This is a genomic window from Pseudomonas sp. NPDC088885 (genome assembly GCF_044750025.1).
In the GTDB taxonomy this organism is placed as follows: domain Bacteria; phylum Pseudomonadota; class Gammaproteobacteria; order Pseudomonadales; family Pseudomonadaceae; genus Aquipseudomonas; species Aquipseudomonas rustica.
This window is the reverse complement of sequence record NZ_JBIVJB010000102.1, coordinates 1-16,309: the sequence shown is the minus strand read 5'-3', so window position 1 is coordinate 16,309 and position 16,309 is coordinate 1. Positions and strand designations below refer to the sequence as shown.

Genomic DNA, 16,309 nt, shown 5'->3' with positions numbered 1-16,309 from the left:
GCCAGCGGTTGCGCAGGGCAATCGCGACGGCGCGCTTGGCATCGTCCTGGCCGATGATGTGGCGGTTAAGTTCGTGGACGATTTCGCGGGGAGTCATGGACATAGTAGTTGACGGTCCTCAAGCAAAAACAAGCCGTGGCACAGGGCCGCGTCAGGCTTATTCAGCGAGATCCTGCTCCTCAATGGTCTGAGTGTGGTTGGTGAATACACAGATGTCGCCGGCGATACCGAGGGCGGTTTCGACGATTTCGCGAGCCGACAGGTCGGTCTTTTTCAGCAGGGCGCTGGCCGCAGCCTGTGCGTAGCCGCCGCCGGAACCCATGGCGATCAGGCCGTCTTCGGGTTCGACCACGTCACCGTTGCCGGTGATGATCAGGGAAGCGTCTTTGTTGGCAACCGCGAGCATCGCTTCGAGGCGGCTCAGGGAGCGGTCGGTGCGCCATTCTTTGGCGAGTTCGACCGCGGCGCGCACCAGGTGGCCCTGATGTTTTTCAAGCTGGCCTTCGAAACGTTCGAAGAGGGTAAAGGCGTCGGCGGTGGCACCGGCAAAACCGGCGATGACCTGGCCGTGGTACAGGCGACGAACTTTTTTCGCGTTGCCTTTCATCACGGTATTGCCGAGAGAAACCTGGCCGTCGCCGCCCATGACGACTTTGCCGTGACGGCGGACTGAAACGATGGTGGTCAAGGGAAGAGTCTCCACACAGCGGGGCGAAAGTGCCTTATGCCCATTCATATGGGGGTGCTGGAGAGGATTTCAACCGCAGAGGGTAATGGGAGACGAATGGTGTGTGATGACTGTGGCGAGGGGATTTATCCCCGATGGGGCGCGAAGCGGCCCTGAAACCTGCAATTGCGCTCGGTCTGACACATCGCGGAGGCCGGATTTACGACTGCTGCGCAGCCGGTCGGGGATAAATCCCCTCACCACAGGGATTTGTGGGCAACCTCAGGGAGAGGTGCCCACCATCGACAATCAGCGGCTTTGGCGTTGTTGTAACAACAGGTTGCTAAAACCGCTGCCCGCCAGCTGTTTCTGCGCAGTGGTCAGTTGTTCGCGGTTGCTGAACGGGCCGACCAGCACGCGGTACCAGGTTTCATCCTTCACCGTGCCCGATTCAACCGCGACCGCCTGGCCGAGCAGAATGATCTGCGCACGCACTTTGTCCGCGTCCGCCTCTTTGCGGAACGAACCGGCCTGGAGGAAGAACTTGGTCACGGGCGCCGCTTTCACCGGTGGTGCCGGTGGCGGGGTGATCCCGGCCAGCGCCGCCTGAGCACGCGCAGTGTCGATTTTCGCCGCTTCCGCCGGGGTCACCGGAGTGGTCGGCACTTGTGGCGTCGGCAGGGTTTTCTCCGGCACGGCGTCGGGCGGCACGATCACTTCCGATTCCGGCAGCAGGGTGTAGAAGTCGTACTTCGGCTTCACAGGCTGGGTCGGGCTCGGCGGGGTCTTGTTGGCCTCGGCGATCTTCGACGCTTTCTGCTGTTGCGCTTGCTCGACTTTCTCACGCTTGACCGTGTCGCTGCCCTTGCCCGGCTCCAGCTTCATCAGAAACACGATGAACGCGCCGACCGTCAGGCCGATGGCCATCCACAGCCAACCCGGAATCGGTTGCTTCGCAGGAGCTTGGTAACGGCTGGCGCCACGCTTGGGTGCAGGTTTTTTCTTGGCAGCCAACTTACATACGCTCCAGAGTTTCCAGACCCAACAGCTCCAGGCCTTGCTTGAGGGTGCGACCGGTCAGCGCGGCCAGACGCAGACGGCTCTGCATCTGGGCCGGCGTTTCGGCGGCGAGGATCGGGCAGTTCTCGTAGAAGCTGGAGAACAGACCGGCAACGTCATACAGATAAGTGCAGAGAATGTGCGGCGTGCCTTTGTCGGACACGTTGTTCAGCACTTCGCCGAACTGCGCCAGTTTCGCCGCCAGCTCGAGTTCGTGCTCGGCTTCGAGAACGATCTGGCCGTCGACTTCGCTGAAATCCTTGCCCAGTTTACGGAACACACCGGCGACGCGGGTGTAAGCGTAAAGCAGGTATGGCGCGGTGTTGCCTTCGAAGTTCAGCATCAGGTCGAAGTTGAAGCTGTAGTCGCTGGTGCGGTGCTTCGACAAGTCGGCGTATTTCACCGCGCCGATGCCGACGACTTTGGCGATGTTGCGCAGTTCGTCTTCGGCCAGTGTCGGGTTCTTCTCTTTAACCAGGTTGTAGGCACGTTCCTGCGCTTCGGTCAGCAGGTCGATCAGCTTCACGGTGCCGCCGTCACGGGTCTTGAACGGACGGCCATCGGCGCCGTTCATGGTGCCGAAGCCCATGTGTTCCATCTCCATCGGATGGGTCACAAAACCGGCCTTGCGCGCCACGGCGAACACTTGCTGGAAGTGCAGGGCCTGACGCTGATCGACGAAATACAGCGCGCGATCGGCTTTCAGTTTGCCGCTGCGGTAGCGCACGGCCGCCAAGTCAGTGGTGGCATACAGGTAACCGCCGTCAGCCTTGACGATGATCACCGGCAGCGGGTCGCCATCGGCATTTTTGAATTCGTCGAGGAACACGCACTGGGCGCCGTTGCTCTCGACCAGCATGCCAGCGGCTTTCAAGTCGTTGACCACGTTGATCAGGTCGTCGTTGTAGGCGCTTTCGCCCATCACGTCGGCCATGGTCAGTTTGACGTTGAGCAGTTCGTAGATCTTCTGGCAGTGCGACAGCGAGATGTCCTTGAACTTCGTCCACAGCGCCAGGCAATCAGCATCGCCGGCCTGCAGCTTGACCACCAGACCACGGGCACGGTCGGCGAATTCTTCGGATTCATCGAAACGTTGTTTGGCGGCGCGGTAGAAGTTTTCCAGATCCGACAGCTCGTCGCTGGTGATCGGGTTTTCCTGCAGATACGCCATCAGCATGCCGAACTGGGTGCCCCAGTCGCCGACGTGGTTCTGACGGATCACTTCGTCGCCGAGGAATTCGAGGACGCGGGCCACGCCGTCGCCAATGATGGTCGAACGCAAGTGGCCGACGTGCATCTCTTTGGCCAGGTTCGGTGCCGACAGGTCGACCACGGTGCGTTGTGCCGGGCCTGCCTTGCGTACGCCAACATGGGCATCAGCCAAGGCAGCGTCGAGACGCGAGGCCAAAGCCTGGGTGTTCTGGAAGAAGTTGATGAAGCCCGGGCCAGCGATTTCGGCCTTGGTGACGTTCTCGTCAGCCGGCAGCGCGGCGATGATTTTTTCCGCCAGATCGCGCGGCTTCATGCCCGCAGGCTTGGCCAGCATCATCGCGATGTTGCTGGCGAAATCGCCGTGGGTCTTGTCACGGGCGTTCTCCACCTGAATCGCCGGCGACAGGCCTTCAGGCAACACACCTTCGTTGACGAGTTGGGTGAGGGCTTGTTGGATCAGCTGGCGAATGGTGTCTTTCATGGTCTTCTCTTTCGACCGCAAGCGCGGCGGCGCATCGATGCGCGGGTGGAAAAACTGGGCATTATCCGTTGCGAAGACGGGCTTGCCAACCTTAGCAGGCAGGATGTGGATATGTGGTGACATTAAAAGCAAAAGATCGCAGCCTGCGGCAGCTCCTACACGGGGATCTGGGTTTTCCTGTAGGAGCTGCCGAAGGCTGCGATCTTTTGATCTTCAATACAAATCGACGGGATCGACATCCAAGGACCAACGCACCGCCCGCCCGCTCGGCATCTGCTCCAGCGCCAACAGCCAACTGGTCAACAACCGATGCAGCGGCGCCCGCGCCGACGCCTGCAATAAAAGCTGCGCACGATAACGCCCGGCCCGTCGCTCCATCGGCGCCGGCACTGGCCCGAGCAGTTCAATCCCGCTCAGATTCTGCTCCGCCAGCAAGCGCTCCGCCTCGCTGCACGCCTCATCGAGAAACCCTTCCGCCTGCCCCGGTTTGTGCGCCTCAGCGCGCAACAGCGCCAGATGCGCAAATGGCGGCAGCCCGGCAGCCCGGCGTTCGCTCAAAGCCTGCTCGGCAAAGGCGAAATAACCCTGCTCGGTGAGTTGCACCAATAAAGGATGGTCGGCCAGATGCGTCTGAATAATCACCTTGCCCGGCTCTTCCGCTCGCCCGGCGCGCCCGGCCACCTGCACAATCAACTGCGCCATGCGCTCGCTGGCGCGGAAGTCGCCGGAGAACAGCCCGCCGTCGGCATCCAGAATCGACACCAGCGTCACCCGTGGAAAGTGGTGACCCTTGGCGAGCATCTGTGTGCCGACCAGAATGCACGGCTGGCCCTTCTGAATCGTCGCGAACAGCTGATTCATCGCGTCCTTGCGCGAGGTGCTGTCGCGGTCGACGCGCAGCACCGGATAGTCGGGAAACAGAATCGCCAGCCGTTCCTCGGCGCGCTCGGTGCCGGCGCCCACCGGACGCAAGTCGACCTTGTTGCACTTGGGGCACTGGCGCGGCGTGCGCTCGACGTAGCCGCAATGGTGGCAGCGCAACTCGCCATAACGCTGATGCACGGTCATCCGCGCATCGCAACGCGAACACTCGGACATCCAGCCGCAATCGTGGCACAGCAACGTCGGCGCGAAACCACGACGGTTGAGAAACACCAGCACCTGCTGGCCGTTGGCGAGGGTCTGGCCGATGGCTTGTTGCATCGGCCCGGAAATCCCGCTGTCGAGTGGACGGCTTTTTACATCCAGGCGTAGGAAGCGTGGCTGCTTGGCGCCACCGGCACGCTCATTCAGGCGTAGGAGGCCGTAACGTCCGGTGTAGGCGTTGTGCAGACTTTCCAGCGAAGGCGTGGCGGAGCCGAGCACGATCGGGATGTTTTCCTGCCGCGCACGCACCAGCGCCAGATCGCGGGCGTGGTAGCGCAAACCTTCCTGCTGTTTATAAGAACCGTCGTGCTCCTCGTCGATGATGATCAGGCCGGGATTTTTCATCGGCGTGAACAGCGCCGAACGGGTGCCGATAATAATGTCGGCCTCGCCATCACGGGCGGCGAGCCAGGCTTCGAGGCGCTCGCGATCATTGACCGCCGAGTGCAACAGGGCGATGCGCGCATTGAAGCGCTGTTCGAAGCGCGCCAAAGTTTGCGGGCCGAGGTTGATCTCCGGGATCAGCACCAGTGCCTGCTTGCCGGCTTCGAGGGTTTCGCGGATCAACTGCAAATAGACTTCGGTCTTGCCGCTGCCGGTGACGCCGGCCAGCAGGAAGGCGTGATAACTGTCGAAACCGGCGCGAATCGCTTCGTACGCGGCGCGTTGCTCGCTGTTCAGCGGCAGCTCCGGTTGCGCCAGCCAATGTTCATGGCGCAAGCCCGGTGCGTGACGGCGGATCTCGACTTGCACCAGACCTTTGGCCAGCAGCAGGTCGAGGCTGTCTTTGCTCAGCATCAGTTTGCTCAGCAACTGATGGGCGACGCCGTGCGGGTGCTGGGCCAATGTGGCGAGCGCTTCACGCTGACGCGGCGCGCGGGCGATACGCGGATCATCAAGGCTGGCACCGGGGACGGCTGACCAGAAACGTTCCTGACGCGCCTCGGCCAGTTCGCCCTGACGCAACAGCACCGGCAGCGCCCAGCTCAAGGTGTCGCCGAGGCTGTGCTGATAATACTGCGACGTCCACAGGCACAGCTTGAACAGCGCTGGCGGTAGCGGCGGCGTCGTGTCGAGCAGGGCCAGCGCCGGTTTGAGTTTCTCCACCGGCACTTCGCTGGTGTCAGTGACCTCGACCAGAATCCCGATCATTTCGCGCCGACCGAACGGCACGCGCAAACGCATGCCCGGCTGCAATTGCTCGCGCAGCACGCCGGCCGGCGCTCGATAATCGAACAGGCGGCGCAGGGGCGAAGGCAAAGCGAGGCGCAGAATGGCGTCGGGCACGCGGGGGGATCTCTATCAACAGACGATTAAAGGACTGGCTGCATAACCTGTGGGAGCGAGCCTGCTCGCGAAGGCGGAGTGTCAGGCGACAAAAATGCTGGCTGATGGATCGTCTTCGCGAGCAGGCTCGCTCCCACAGGGTCGGGAGCCTAGCAGACGGTCGGTCTCGGTGACAGCTTGCGTGATTTAAAAGGTCTGGTAGAATCCGCGGCCTAATTACGTGCGGTATTCAACAATAGTGTTGGATGGCGGCACGCAGCCTGAGGAAGACATCATGAAAGCTGATATTCATCCAACATACGAAGTCACCGCAGTTACCTGCAGCTGTGGCAACAAGTTCGAAACTCGTTCGAACCTGGCCAAGCCTCTGGCGATCGACGTTTGCAACGAATGCCACCCGTTCTACACCGGTAAGCAAAAGACTCTGGACACTGGCGGCCGCGTTCAGCGCTTCGCAGACCGTTTCGGTGCTTTCGGCAAGAAGCCTGCTGCTGCAGAGTAAAGTTGAAAGGCCCGATGGGCTTTTCCTCATTGCTGAAAAAGGCGTCCCTTGTGGGCGCCTTTTTTGTGTCTGCGATTTGGCTGTCCGCCGCGCAGGCGTTCTGCCCCACGCCCGTAGGGCTGACCCGCGTCACGGTACAGCGCGTGGTCGATGGCGACACCTTGCGCCTGAGCGACGGGCGCAGTGTGCGGATGATCGGCCTCAACACACCTGAGCTGGGCAAGCAGGGCCGCAGTGACGAGCCGTTCGCGGTGGCGGCGCGCAAACGTCTGGAATCATTAGTGGCCGACAGCATTGGACAGCTCGGTTTGCGCCTCGGCAAGCAGACGAAAGATCACTACGGCCGCACGCTCGCGCACCTCTACAGCGCCAGCGGCGCCAATCTTGAAGCGCAGATGCTCGCCGATGGCCTCGGCTTTCAGGTCGCGGTCGCGCCGAATATCGATTTGGTTACGTGTCAGCAAGCCGCCGAGCGCACTGCGCGACAGGCTGGCCGGGGTCTCTGGCGGCAGTCGCCGGTGCTGAAAGCGGCGCAGATCCAGCGTTCCGGTTTCGCCGTGGTCAGTGGCCGTGTGAGCAAGGTTCAGCGCAATCGTGGCGGAACCTGGATCGAGTTGCAGGGTGCGCTTGTATTGCGCGTTGCACCCAATCTGGTCGGACAATTCGACAATGCCCGGTTGCAGGCGTTGAAGGGCAAGCAGATCGAGGCGCGCGGCTGGATTGTCGATCGATCACGGCGCGGCGGCTTGAAACAGGGACAGCCGCGTTGGCTGCTTCCGCTGACAGATTCGTCGATGTTGCAAAGCACTCGCTGAAATAAAATTGTAGACATTTTTTCTGTCGATTGTGAACAGTCCAGCCCTTGTGCGCCGTGGCTCTTGGCCCAAAGTCGTAGGGCAGGGCGCTTGACAGGGGTGACCGCTCAGTCTTGTGGGGACTTTGCGAGGCGCGTATCCTCTCTCGAATATCATGCCAATCCTCGTCCAGGGAAGCTGAGTGTCGAGCTCACCAAGGCCACTGCTACCGCTCGCGACTTGTCGCTGGCTTATAGCCCCGGCGTAGCTGAACCAGTGCGTGAGATCGCTCGCGATCCTGAACTGGCCTACAAATACACCGGCAAGGGCAACCTGGTTGCAGTCATTTCCGATGGCACCGCGATTCTCGGCCTGGGTAACCTCGGCCCGTTGGCGTCCAAGCCAGTGATGGAAGGTAAAGGCGTACTGTTCAAGCGCTTCGCCGGCATCGACGTATTCGACATCGAAGTCGACTCCGAAAGCCCGCAAGCCTTCATCGACACCGTAAAACGCATCTCCATCACTTTCGGTGGCATCAACCTGGAAGACATCAAGGCACCTGAGTGCTTTGAGATTGAGCGCGCTCTGATCGAGCAGTGCGACATTCCGGTATTCCACGATGACCAGCACGGTACCGCGATCGTGACCGCTGCCGGCATGATCAACGCCCTGGAAATCGCAGGCAAAACCCTGGCTGATGCCAAGATCGTTTGCCTGGGCGCCGGCGCTGCCGCCATCTCCTGCATGAAGTTGCTGGTGAGCATGGGCGCTCGCATCGAAAATATCTTCATGGTTGACCGTACCGGCGTGATCCACTCCGGCCGTGACGACCTGAACCAGTACAAAGCGGTATTCGCTCACGCCACCGAGAAGCGCAGCCTGGCTGACGCTCTGCAAGGCGCTGACGTGTTCGTCGGTCTGTCCGGCCCGAACCTGCTGAGCCCTGAAGGCCTGCTGTCGATGGCGGCCAACCCGATCGTGTTCGCGTGCTCGAACCCGGATCCGGAAATCTCCCCGGAACTGGCGCACGCCACCCGTAACGACGTGATCATGGCCACCGGCCGTTCGGACTACCCGAACCAGGTCAACAACGTACTGGGCTTCCCGTTCATCTTCCGTGGTGCCCTGGACGTTCGCGCCAAGCGCATCAACGAAGAAATGAAAGTGGCTGCCGCCAACGCCCTGCGTGAACTGGCCAAACTGCCAGTGCCACAGGACGTGTGCGATGCCTACGGCGGTGCTCCGCTGGAATTCGGTCGTGAATACATCATTCCGAAGCCAATGGACAAGCGCCTGATCACCCTGATCTCCGACGCTGTGGCTAAAGCCGCGATCGAGACTGGTGTGGCAACCCTGCCGTATCCGAAGAACTACCCGCTGAAAAGCGTGGATGACGTGTTCAACGGCTAAGCCGTTGTAACGCTTCAAGCGAAAGCCCTGGCTCGTGAGAGTCGGGGCTTTTTTATTGTCTGGAGATCAAGGGCTCCCTCACCCTAGCCCTCTCCCGGAGGGAGAGGGGACCGATTGGGGGATGCTGGGGAGTGACGCCGACATGAAAGTGTTGTGTTGAATCCATAGGCGCTGATGCACTTTCAGGTCGGTGTATCTCGTGAATTTTCCACGGTCAGTCCCCTCTCCCTCTGGGAGAGGGCTAGGGTGAGGGGCTCTTGATCTTCAGGCAATAAAAAGCCCCGCACTTCAACCGAAGGCGGGGCTTTTCAATAGCGCTGGATCAGAACAGATCGATCGGCGCCTGTTCATCCGCCGGCAGCGGGCTGCCTGGCACAGCGCCGTTACCCAGCTCATTCACCGATGGCGGGGTATCCTCAGCCTTGAACAGCTCGAAGTACGCCCCCGGCGTGCTCGGCGTCGCCGCACGGCCACTCACCGGATCCACACGCAGGCTCAACAAACCTTCCGGCTCAGGCTGCACGTGCGGTGGCTTGTCCTTCAGCGCCGCCGACATGTAGTTCATCCAGATTGGCAGTGCCACCGTGCCACCGAACTCGCGACGACCAAGGCTTTCCGGCTGGTCGAAGCCCGTCCAGACCGTGGTCACGTAATCGGCGTTGTACCCGGAGAACCAGGCATCCTTCGATTCGTTGGTGGTACCGGTTTTGCCGGCGATGTCGCTGCGACCCATGGCCAGCGCGCGACGGCCGGTGCCGAGCTTGATTACGTCCTGCAACATGCTGTTGAGGATGTACGTGGTGCGGCCATCAACGATGCGCTCGGCGACGGCAGGCGTTTGCGGTGCCGCCGCAGTGCCCGGTGCTTCACCCGGCGTGGCGTTAACCGTGATCGCGTCAGTGTGCGGCGCGGCAATGCCGTCCGTTGCCGCAGCGCCCTGCGGGACGGTCGGCGGGTTGGCGACGAACAGCGTGTCGCCGTTACGGCTTTCGATCTTGTCGATCACGTAAGGCGTGATCTTGTAGCCACCGTTGGCGAACGTGCTCCAGCCGGTCGCGATCTCCATTGGCGTCAGCGTCGCAGTACCCAGTGCCAGCGACAGGTTCGGCGGCAGATCCTGCTTGTTGAAGCCGAAGCGCGTGATGTAATCGATGGTCTTGCTCACGCCCATCGCTTGCAGCAAACGGATCGACACCAGGTTGCGCGATTTGTACAAACCTTCACGCAAGCGGATCGGGCCGAGGAAGGTGTTGGTGTCGTTCTTCGGACGCCAGACCTTGTCCAGGTACTCGTCGACAAACACGATCGGCGCGTCGTTGACCAGCGTCGCGGCGGTGTAGCCGCTGTCCAGCGCAGCGCTGTATACGAACGGCTTGAAGCTCGAACCCGGCTGACGCTTGGCCTGCATGGCGCGGTTGTAGTTGCTCTGCTCGAAAGCGAAACCACCGACCAGCGAGCGGATTGCGCCGTTCTGCGGATCCAGCGAGACCAGCGCGCCTTGCGCCTGCGGGATCTGGCTGAATTTCAGCGAATTGTCTTTCTGACGCTGCACACGAACCAGATCGCCAACCTGCGCAACATCCGACGGCTGACGCGGATTCGGGCCCATGCTGTTGGTATTGAGGAACGGGCGCGCCCATTTCATGGTGTCCCAGGCCACGTGTTCTTCACCGGTGCGGGTCAGTACTTGCAGGCCGTTCTTGTCGACTTGCGTGACGATCGCCGGTTCGAGGCTGCTGATGGTGCGTTGTTTGGTCAGCTCGCTGGCCCAGGCTTCGCGGGTCTTGCCCGGCAGGCGCGACTCGGGGCCACGGTAGCCGTGACGCTGGTCGTAGGTCATCAAACCTTCGTGCAGCGCGGTGTTGGCCATTTCCTGCAGATTGCTCGGTACCGTGGTAGTGACGCGGAAACCTTCGGTATAGGCGTCGCTGCCATAACGGCCGACCATTTCGGCACGGGCCATTTCGGCGATGTACGGTGCGTTCACTTCCGGGGTCGGCACGTGATAACTGGCGTTCAGCGGCTCGTTGATCGCAGCGGTGTAATCCGCTTCGGTGATCTTGCCGAGCTTGTACATGCGCCCGAGGATCCAGTCGCGACGCTCTTTACTGCGCGTCGGGTTGGCCAACGGGTTGAAGCGCGACGGGGCTTTCGGCAGGCCGGCGATCATCGCCATCTGCGCCAGGCTGATGTCGCGGATCGACTTGCCGTAATACACCTGCGCCGCCGCCTCGATGCCGTAGGCGCGGTTACCCAGATAGATCTTGTTCACGTACAGCTCAAGGATTTCATCCTTGGTCAGCTGCCGCTCGATCTGCAGGGCCAAGAGGATTTCAGTGGTTTTGCGCGAGAAGCTGCGTTCGCTGGTCAGGAAGAAGTTCTTCGCCACCTGCATGGTGATGGTGCTGCCGCCGGACTGAATGTGGCCGCTTTTAACCAATTGCGTCGCGGCGCGCATCAGGCTGCTCGGATCGACGCCGTAGTGATTGGCGAAGTTGTCGTCTTCAGCACTTAGTAACGCATTAATGAAATTGGGGGGAATGTCGGCGAAACGGATCGGAGTCCGGCGCATTTCGCCAAATTCTGCGATCAACTTGTTGTCGCTGCTGTAGACCCGCAATGGAATCTGCAACTGAATGCTTCTCAGGGCCTCCACAGAAGGCAAACCCGGACTAAGGTAAAGATAGGCGCCGCTGAGACCTAAAAGCAGTCCGCAGAAAACGGCGACGATGGACCAACCGAAAAATTTCAGCAGACGAATCAAGGCGTTTGGACATCCAGGGCAAAGAATGAATTTGGCGACGGGGTTCCGGCTACACACAGAACGCCCGCGCAGGCAGTAAAAAGCGGAAAAAATCGCTGGGCATTATAAGCACTTTTCCGCCGGAGGCGTCATTGGCGCGTCTGTCAAGGTGGGGTCAGGGAACGCAATGCGTATTACAGAGTCCGTAACTCACGGAAAGTCATAGGGAATTGGTAGTGCTAGGACTCTTCAATAAAAAGACCAATACGTTACTGGGGATCGACATCAGCTCCACCTCGGTAAAACTGCTGGAGCTGAGCCGTCAGGGCGATCGCTACCGGGTCGAGGCGTACGCGGTAGAGCCATTGCCGGCGAATGCCGTGGTCGAAAAAAACATCGCCGAACTCGAAGGCGTGGGCCAAGCCCTCAGCCGGGTGCTGGTCAAGGCGCGCACCGGGCTCAAGAGCGTGGCGGTGGCGGTGGCCGGATCAGCGGTGATCACCAAAGTCATCGAAATGGACGCCGGACTTTCCGACGACGAACTGGAAAACCAGCTCAAAATCGAAGCCGACCAATACATTCCCTATCCCTTGGATGAAGTCGCCATCGATTTCGAAGTCCAGGGCGTTTCGCCGCGCAATCCAGAACGGGTCAACGTGCTGCTGGCCGCCTGTCGCAAGGAAAACGTCGAAGTCCGTGAAGCGGCGCTGGCCCTCGCCGGGCTCACTGCGCGGGTGGTGGACGTCGAGGCCTACGCGCTGGAGCGCTCGTTCGGCCTGCTCTCCACGCAACTCGCCGCCTCGCAAGAGCGCCTCACCGTGGCAGTGGTCGACATCGGCGCGACCATGACCACCCTCAGCGTTTTGCACAACGGCAAAATCATTTATACCCGCGAGCAACTGTTCGGCGGGCGTCAGCTCACTGAGGAAATCCAGCGCCGTTACGGCCTGACCGTCGAACAGGCGGGGCTGGCGAAAAAGCAGGGCGGCTTGCCCGACGACTATGTCAGCGAAGTCCTGCAACCGTTTCGCGAAGCGCTGGTGCAGCAAGTGTCGCGCTCGCTGCAGTTTTTCTTCGCCTCCGGGCAGTACAACGCCGTCGATCACATTCTGCTGGCCGGCGGCACGGCGTCGGTGCCGGGGCTCGATCGCCTCATCGAACAGCGCTTGAATACGCCGACGCAAGTGGCCAATCCGTTTTCCGACATGTCCCTGAGCAGCAAGGTCAACGCTGGCGCCCTGGCCAGTGATGCGCCGGCCCTGATGATTGCCTGCGGGCTCGCGCTCAGGAGTTTTGACTGATGGCGCGGATCAACCTTTTACCGTGGCGCGAGGAGCGCCGTGAAGAGCGGCGCAAACGCTTCCTGCTGGCGCTGACCGGGGTCATCGTCGGTTCGGTGGGCGCAGTGTTTATCGCCGATCAGGTGATCAGCGCGGCGATCGATCGACAAGTGGCGCGCAACGATTACATCGGCAAACAAATTGCCGTGGTCGACGAACGGATCAAGCAGATCAGTGAACTCAAGGCCCATCGCCAGCAACTGGTCGAACGCATGCGCATCATCCAGGACTTGCAGGGCAACCGGCAGGTCAGCGGGCGGATCTTCGATCAACTGGCGCGGACACTGCCCGACGGCGTGTATTTCACCCAAGTGAAAATGCTCGGCAAAACCCTGTCGATCAGTGGCGCGGCGGAGTCGAACAACCGTGTCTCCGAGTTGATGCGCAATCTTGACGCCTCCGACTGGTTCGATGCGCCGAGCCTCAATGAAGTCAAAGCCACCTCCGCCGATCAAGTGGAACAGGCCAACGTCTTCCAGTTAACCGTTCGTCAGACTCAGCCGAAGACGACGGAGGACGAGCCATGAAGCCGTCCGAATGGCTGGAGAGCCTGCGCAACATCGACTTCAACGACCTCGACACCAGCAACATCGGCTCGTGGCCAGCGGCGGTAAAAGCCATGGCCGGCGCATTGCTGATGATTCTGGTGCTCGCGCTGGGCTACAACTTTTTCATCAGCGACATGCAAGACCAACTCGAACTCAAGCGCGAAGAAGAAGCCACGCTCAAGGAGCAGTTCGCCAGCAAGGCGCATGTCTCGGCCAATCTCGAGCTGTACACCCAACAGATGAAGGAGATGGAAAACTCCTTCGGCGTGCTGTTGCGGCAGTTGCCCAGCGACACCGAAGTGCCGGGCCTGCTCGAAGACATCACCCGCACCGGTCTGGGCAGCGGTCTGGAATTTGAAGAGATCAAATTGCTGCCGGAGGTCACCCAGCAGTTCTACATCGAGTTGCCGATCCAGATCACCGTGACTGGCGCCTATCACGATCTCGCGACTTTCGTCAGCGGCGTCGCCGGGTTGCCGCGCATCGTCACCCTGCATGATTTCGAACTGGCGCCAGCCAATCCCGAAGGCGGGACGAAGCTGCGCATGAACATCCTCGCCAAGACGTACCGCTATAACGACAAGAGGCTGCAAAAATGAGCCCGCCACGCTATTTGGCCCTGTCGATGGCACTGCTCGCGCTCAATGGTTGTGGTGGCGGCAATGACTTCAGCGACCTTGATGCCTACATGAATGAAGTGCGGCTGCGCCCGCCGGGGAAAATTGAACCAACCCCGACATTCCGGTCTTACCCCACATTCACTTACAGCGCCGCCAACCTGCGCAGCCCGTTCTCGCGTCAGGTGCGCATCGATCTGGCCGGGCAAAAACATGGTTCGCGCAACGTCAAACCCGACCCCAATCGGGTCAAGCAATACCTCGAAGGTTTCAACATCGAGCAGTTTGAAATGGTCGGCACCATCTCCAATGCCGGCGGCTCTTTCGCGCTGTTGCGCGGAGCCGGCGGCGTGCACCGGATGAAGGTCGGCGACTACTTGGGGCGCAATGACGGACGCATCGTCTCGATCAGCGCGACCCAGGTCGATGTGGTCGAGATCGTTCCCGATGGCGAAGGGGCCTGGCTGGAACGTCCGCGCACCATTCCTTTGAAAGAGCACTCATAGTGGAAGTCGAACAATGAACAGGATTTTCTCCACCCTCGGTTTTTCGCTATGGATAGCGTTGTTGTCGCCGATGGTTATTGCGGCCAATCTGAAGACGCTGGACGTGGCGGCATTGCCGGGTGATCGCGTCGAGCTGAAGCTGTCGTTCGACGGCCCGCCACCGCAGCCCAAGGGCTATACCACTGAGTCGCCGGCGCGGATTGCTCTGGACTTGCCCGGGGTTGCCAGCCAGTTGGCCAGCAAGAATCTCGATCTAGGCAGCGGTAATGCGCGTACGGCGACGGTGGTTGAGGCCAAGGATCGCACGCGACTGATCGTCAGCCTCACGCAACTGGCGCCGTATGACACGCGGGTCGAGGGCAATAATCTGTTCGTGGTGGTGGGGCAAGGTGCTCCGGCCGCAGCACCGCGTCCCGTTGCCGCGCCGCGCATTACGCCTGTTGCGGTACCGATAAAACCTTATGTCGCAAAAACCAAAGCCATTCGCGGCGTCGACTTTCAACGTGGTACGGCGGGCGAAGGCAATGTGGTCATCGATCTGTCCGACCCGACCATCGCCCCGGATATTCAGGAGCATGACGGCAAAATCATCCTCAGCTTCGCCCGCACGCAATTGCCGGAAAAACTTCGCGTACGCCTCGACGTCAAGGATTTCGCCACCCCGGTGCAGTTCGTCAATTCCAGCGTCAGCGGCGATCGCGCGATCATCACCGTCGAGCCCGGCGGCACTTACGACTATTCAACTTTCCAGACCGACAACAAACTGACCGTCAGCGTCCGGCCGATGACCGTCGACGACCTGCAAAAACGCAATGCTGATCGCCAGGCCTACGTCGGCGAAAAGCTCTCGCTGAATTTCCAGGACATCGACGTGCGCTCGGTGCTGCAACTGATCGCCGATTTCACCAACCTCAATCTGGTCGCCAGTGACACGGTGCAGGGCGGCATTACCTTGCGCCTGCAAAACGTGCCGTGGGATCAGGCGCTGGATCTGGTGCTGAAAACCAAAGGGCTGGATAAACGCAAAATCGGCAACGTGCTGCTGGTCGCGCCCGCCGATGAAATCGCCGCCCGGGAACGCCAGGAGCTGGAGTCGCAGAAGCAGATCGCCGAACTGGCGCCGCTGCGTCGTGAGTTGCTGCAAGTGAATTACGCCAAGGCAGCAGACATCGCCAAGCTGTTCCAGTCGGTCACCAGTGCCGAAGCGAAAATCGATGAACGTGGCTCGATCACCGTCGATGAGCGGACCAACAACATCATTGCCTATCAGACCCAGGACCGACTCGATGAGCTGCGGCGGATCGTGGCGCAACTGGATATTCCGGTGCGGCAAGTGATGATCGAGGCGCGCATCGTCGAGGCCAACGTCGATTACGACAAGAGCCTGGGCGTGCGCTGGGGCGGTTCCATCCAGAACAAGGGCAACTGGAACACCTCCGGGGTCAGCAACGGTTCATCGACAACCATCGGCACGCCGGGCAGCACCAGTACCAACTCACCGTTCGTCGACATGGGTACGGTCGGCAATACCTCGGGAATCGGTATCGCCTTCATCACCGACAACGTGTTGCTCGATCTTGAACTGACGGCGATGGAGAAAACCGGTAACGGCGAAATCGTCTCGCAGCCGAAAGTGGTCACTTCCGACAAGGAGACCGCGAAAATCCTCAAGGGCACCGAGATTCCTTATCAGGAAGCCAGTTCCAGCGGCGCCACTTCGGTGTCGTTCAAGGAGGCCTCGCTGTCGCTGGAAGTCACCCCGCAGATCACCCCAGACAACCGCATTATCATGGAGGTCAAGGTCACCAAGGATGAGCCGGATTACCTGAACAAAGTGCAGGATGTGCCGCCGATCAAGAAAAACGAGGTCAACGCCAAGGTGCTGGTCAACGACGGCGAAACCATCGTGATTGGTGGTGTTTTCTCAAATACTCAAAGCAAGGTCGTAGATAAGGTGCCATTTCTTGGCGATGTGCCGTATCTTGGCCGCCTTTTCC

14 protein-coding genes are annotated in these 16,309 nt (G+C 60.5%); 8 read left to right on the top strand and 6 right to left on the bottom strand.

What is annotated here, in order from left to right; all coding sequences use genetic code 11:
* From ACIP1X_RS24720 to ACIP1X_RS24700, 5 genes are all read right to left on the bottom strand, one after another.
* Window positions 1-103 (bottom strand): hypothetical protein (locus tag ACIP1X_RS24720; RefSeq protein WP_400755565.1); only part of this gene is annotated, 103 nt, incomplete at its 3' end.
* 54 nt (window positions 104-157) lie between these two features.
* Entirely contained in the window at window positions 158-688 is a 531-nt protein-coding gene (gene hslV / locus ACIP1X_RS24715; RefSeq protein ID WP_016984593.1) for an ATP-dependent protease subunit HslV, read from the bottom strand.
* Between the two features lie 288 nt (window positions 689-976).
* Entirely contained in the window at window positions 977-1,681 is a 705-nt protein-coding gene (locus ACIP1X_RS24710; protein ID WP_159811618.1) for an SPOR domain-containing protein, read from the bottom strand.
* Between the two features lies 1 nt (window position 1,682).
* The gene (argS, locus tag ACIP1X_RS24705) at window positions 1,683-3,419 is read right to left on the bottom strand and encodes an arginine--tRNA ligase (protein WP_053116641.1); all 1,737 of its coding nucleotides are present in this window, start codon (window positions 3,417-3,419) and stop codon (window positions 1,683-1,685) included.
* A 213-nt stretch (window positions 3,420-3,632) separates the two neighbouring features.
* Window positions 3,633-5,852: a primosomal protein N' gene (locus ACIP1X_RS24700; protein ID WP_400755564.1), complete on the bottom strand. Its 2,220-nt coding sequence runs from the start codon at window positions 5,850-5,852 to the stop codon at window positions 3,633-3,635.
* A 274-nt stretch (window positions 5,853-6,126) separates the two neighbouring features.
* Between ACIP1X_RS24700 and rpmE the strand changes: the two genes are divergently transcribed.
* From rpmE to ACIP1X_RS24685, 3 genes are all read left to right on the top strand, one after another.
* A complete protein-coding gene (gene rpmE, locus ACIP1X_RS24695) occupies window positions 6,127-6,354 on the top strand; it encodes a 50S ribosomal protein L31 (RefSeq protein ID WP_053116643.1) in 228 nt (75 codons plus the stop codon).
* Between the two features lie 14 nt (window positions 6,355-6,368).
* The gene (locus ACIP1X_RS24690; RefSeq protein ID WP_400755562.1) at window positions 6,369-7,169 is read left to right on the top strand and encodes a thermonuclease family protein; all 801 of its coding nucleotides are present in this window, start codon (window positions 6,369-6,371) and stop codon (window positions 7,167-7,169) included.
* 99 nt (window positions 7,170-7,268) lie between these two features.
* Complete coding sequence (locus ACIP1X_RS24685; RefSeq protein WP_400755560.1) at window positions 7,269-8,558, top strand: malic enzyme-like NAD(P)-binding protein; 1,290 nt, start codon at window positions 7,269-7,271, stop codon at window positions 8,556-8,558.
* A 322-nt stretch (window positions 8,559-8,880) separates the two neighbouring features.
* On the opposite strand, the gene ACIP1X_RS24680 is transcribed toward ACIP1X_RS24685, so the two are convergent.
* Window positions 8,881-11,319: a penicillin-binding protein 1A gene (locus ACIP1X_RS24680; protein ID WP_371925897.1), complete on the bottom strand. Its 2,439-nt coding sequence runs from the start codon at window positions 11,317-11,319 to the stop codon at window positions 8,881-8,883.
* A 218-nt stretch (window positions 11,320-11,537) separates the two neighbouring features.
* Between ACIP1X_RS24680 and ACIP1X_RS24675 the strand changes: the two genes are divergently transcribed.
* From ACIP1X_RS24675 to pilQ, 5 genes are all read left to right on the top strand, one after another.
* Complete coding sequence (locus tag ACIP1X_RS24675; RefSeq protein WP_053116647.1) at window positions 11,538-12,602, top strand: pilus assembly protein PilM; 1,065 nt, start codon at window positions 11,538-11,540, stop codon at window positions 12,600-12,602.
* Complete coding sequence (locus ACIP1X_RS24670) at window positions 12,602-13,168, top strand: PilN domain-containing protein (protein WP_053116648.1); 567 nt, start codon at window positions 12,602-12,604, stop codon at window positions 13,166-13,168. The genes ACIP1X_RS24675 and ACIP1X_RS24670 overlap by 1 nt, the downstream gene beginning before the upstream one ends.
* Window positions 13,165-13,788 carry a type 4a pilus biogenesis protein PilO gene (gene pilO / locus ACIP1X_RS24665; RefSeq protein ID WP_400755558.1) on the top strand — a complete coding sequence of 208 codons (624 nt, stop codon included), beginning with the start codon at window positions 13,165-13,167 and terminating at the stop codon, window positions 13,786-13,788. Before ACIP1X_RS24670 ends, pilO begins: the two co-directional genes overlap by 4 nt.
* Window positions 13,785-14,312 (top strand): pilus assembly protein PilP, encoded by a 528-nt coding sequence (locus ACIP1X_RS24660; protein ID WP_400755556.1) that lies wholly within the window; start codon window positions 13,785-13,787, stop codon window positions 14,310-14,312. The genes pilO and ACIP1X_RS24660 overlap by 4 nt, the downstream gene beginning before the upstream one ends.
* Before the next feature lie 13 nt (window positions 14,313-14,325).
* A partial coding sequence (gene pilQ, locus ACIP1X_RS24655; RefSeq protein ID WP_400755554.1) for a type IV pilus secretin PilQ occupies window positions 14,326-16,309 on the top strand: 1,984 nt, incomplete at its 3' end.

Bases quoted from the DNA above. Each gene is read 5' to 3' on its own strand.
- pilO (WP_400755558.1), top strand. From the start codon at position 13,165: ATGAAGCCGTCCGAATGGCTGGAGAGCCTGCGCAACATCGACTTCAAC.
- ACIP1X_RS24660 (WP_400755556.1), top strand. From the start codon at position 13,785: ATGAGCCCGCCACGCTATTTGGCCCTGTCGATGGCACTGCTCGCGCTC.
- ACIP1X_RS24670 (WP_053116648.1), top strand. From the start codon at position 12,602: ATGGCGCGGATCAACCTTTTACCGTGGCGCGAGGAGCGCCGTGAAGAG.
- rpmE (WP_053116643.1), top strand. From the start codon at position 6,127: ATGAAAGCTGATATTCATCCAACATACGAAGTCACCGCAGTTACCTGC.
- ACIP1X_RS24690 (WP_400755562.1), top strand. From the start codon at position 6,369: ATGGGCTTTTCCTCATTGCTGAAAAAGGCGTCCCTTGTGGGCGCCTTT.
- argS (WP_053116641.1), bottom strand. From the start codon at position 3,419: ATGAAAGACACCATTCGCCAGCTGATCCAACAAGCCCTCACCCAACTC.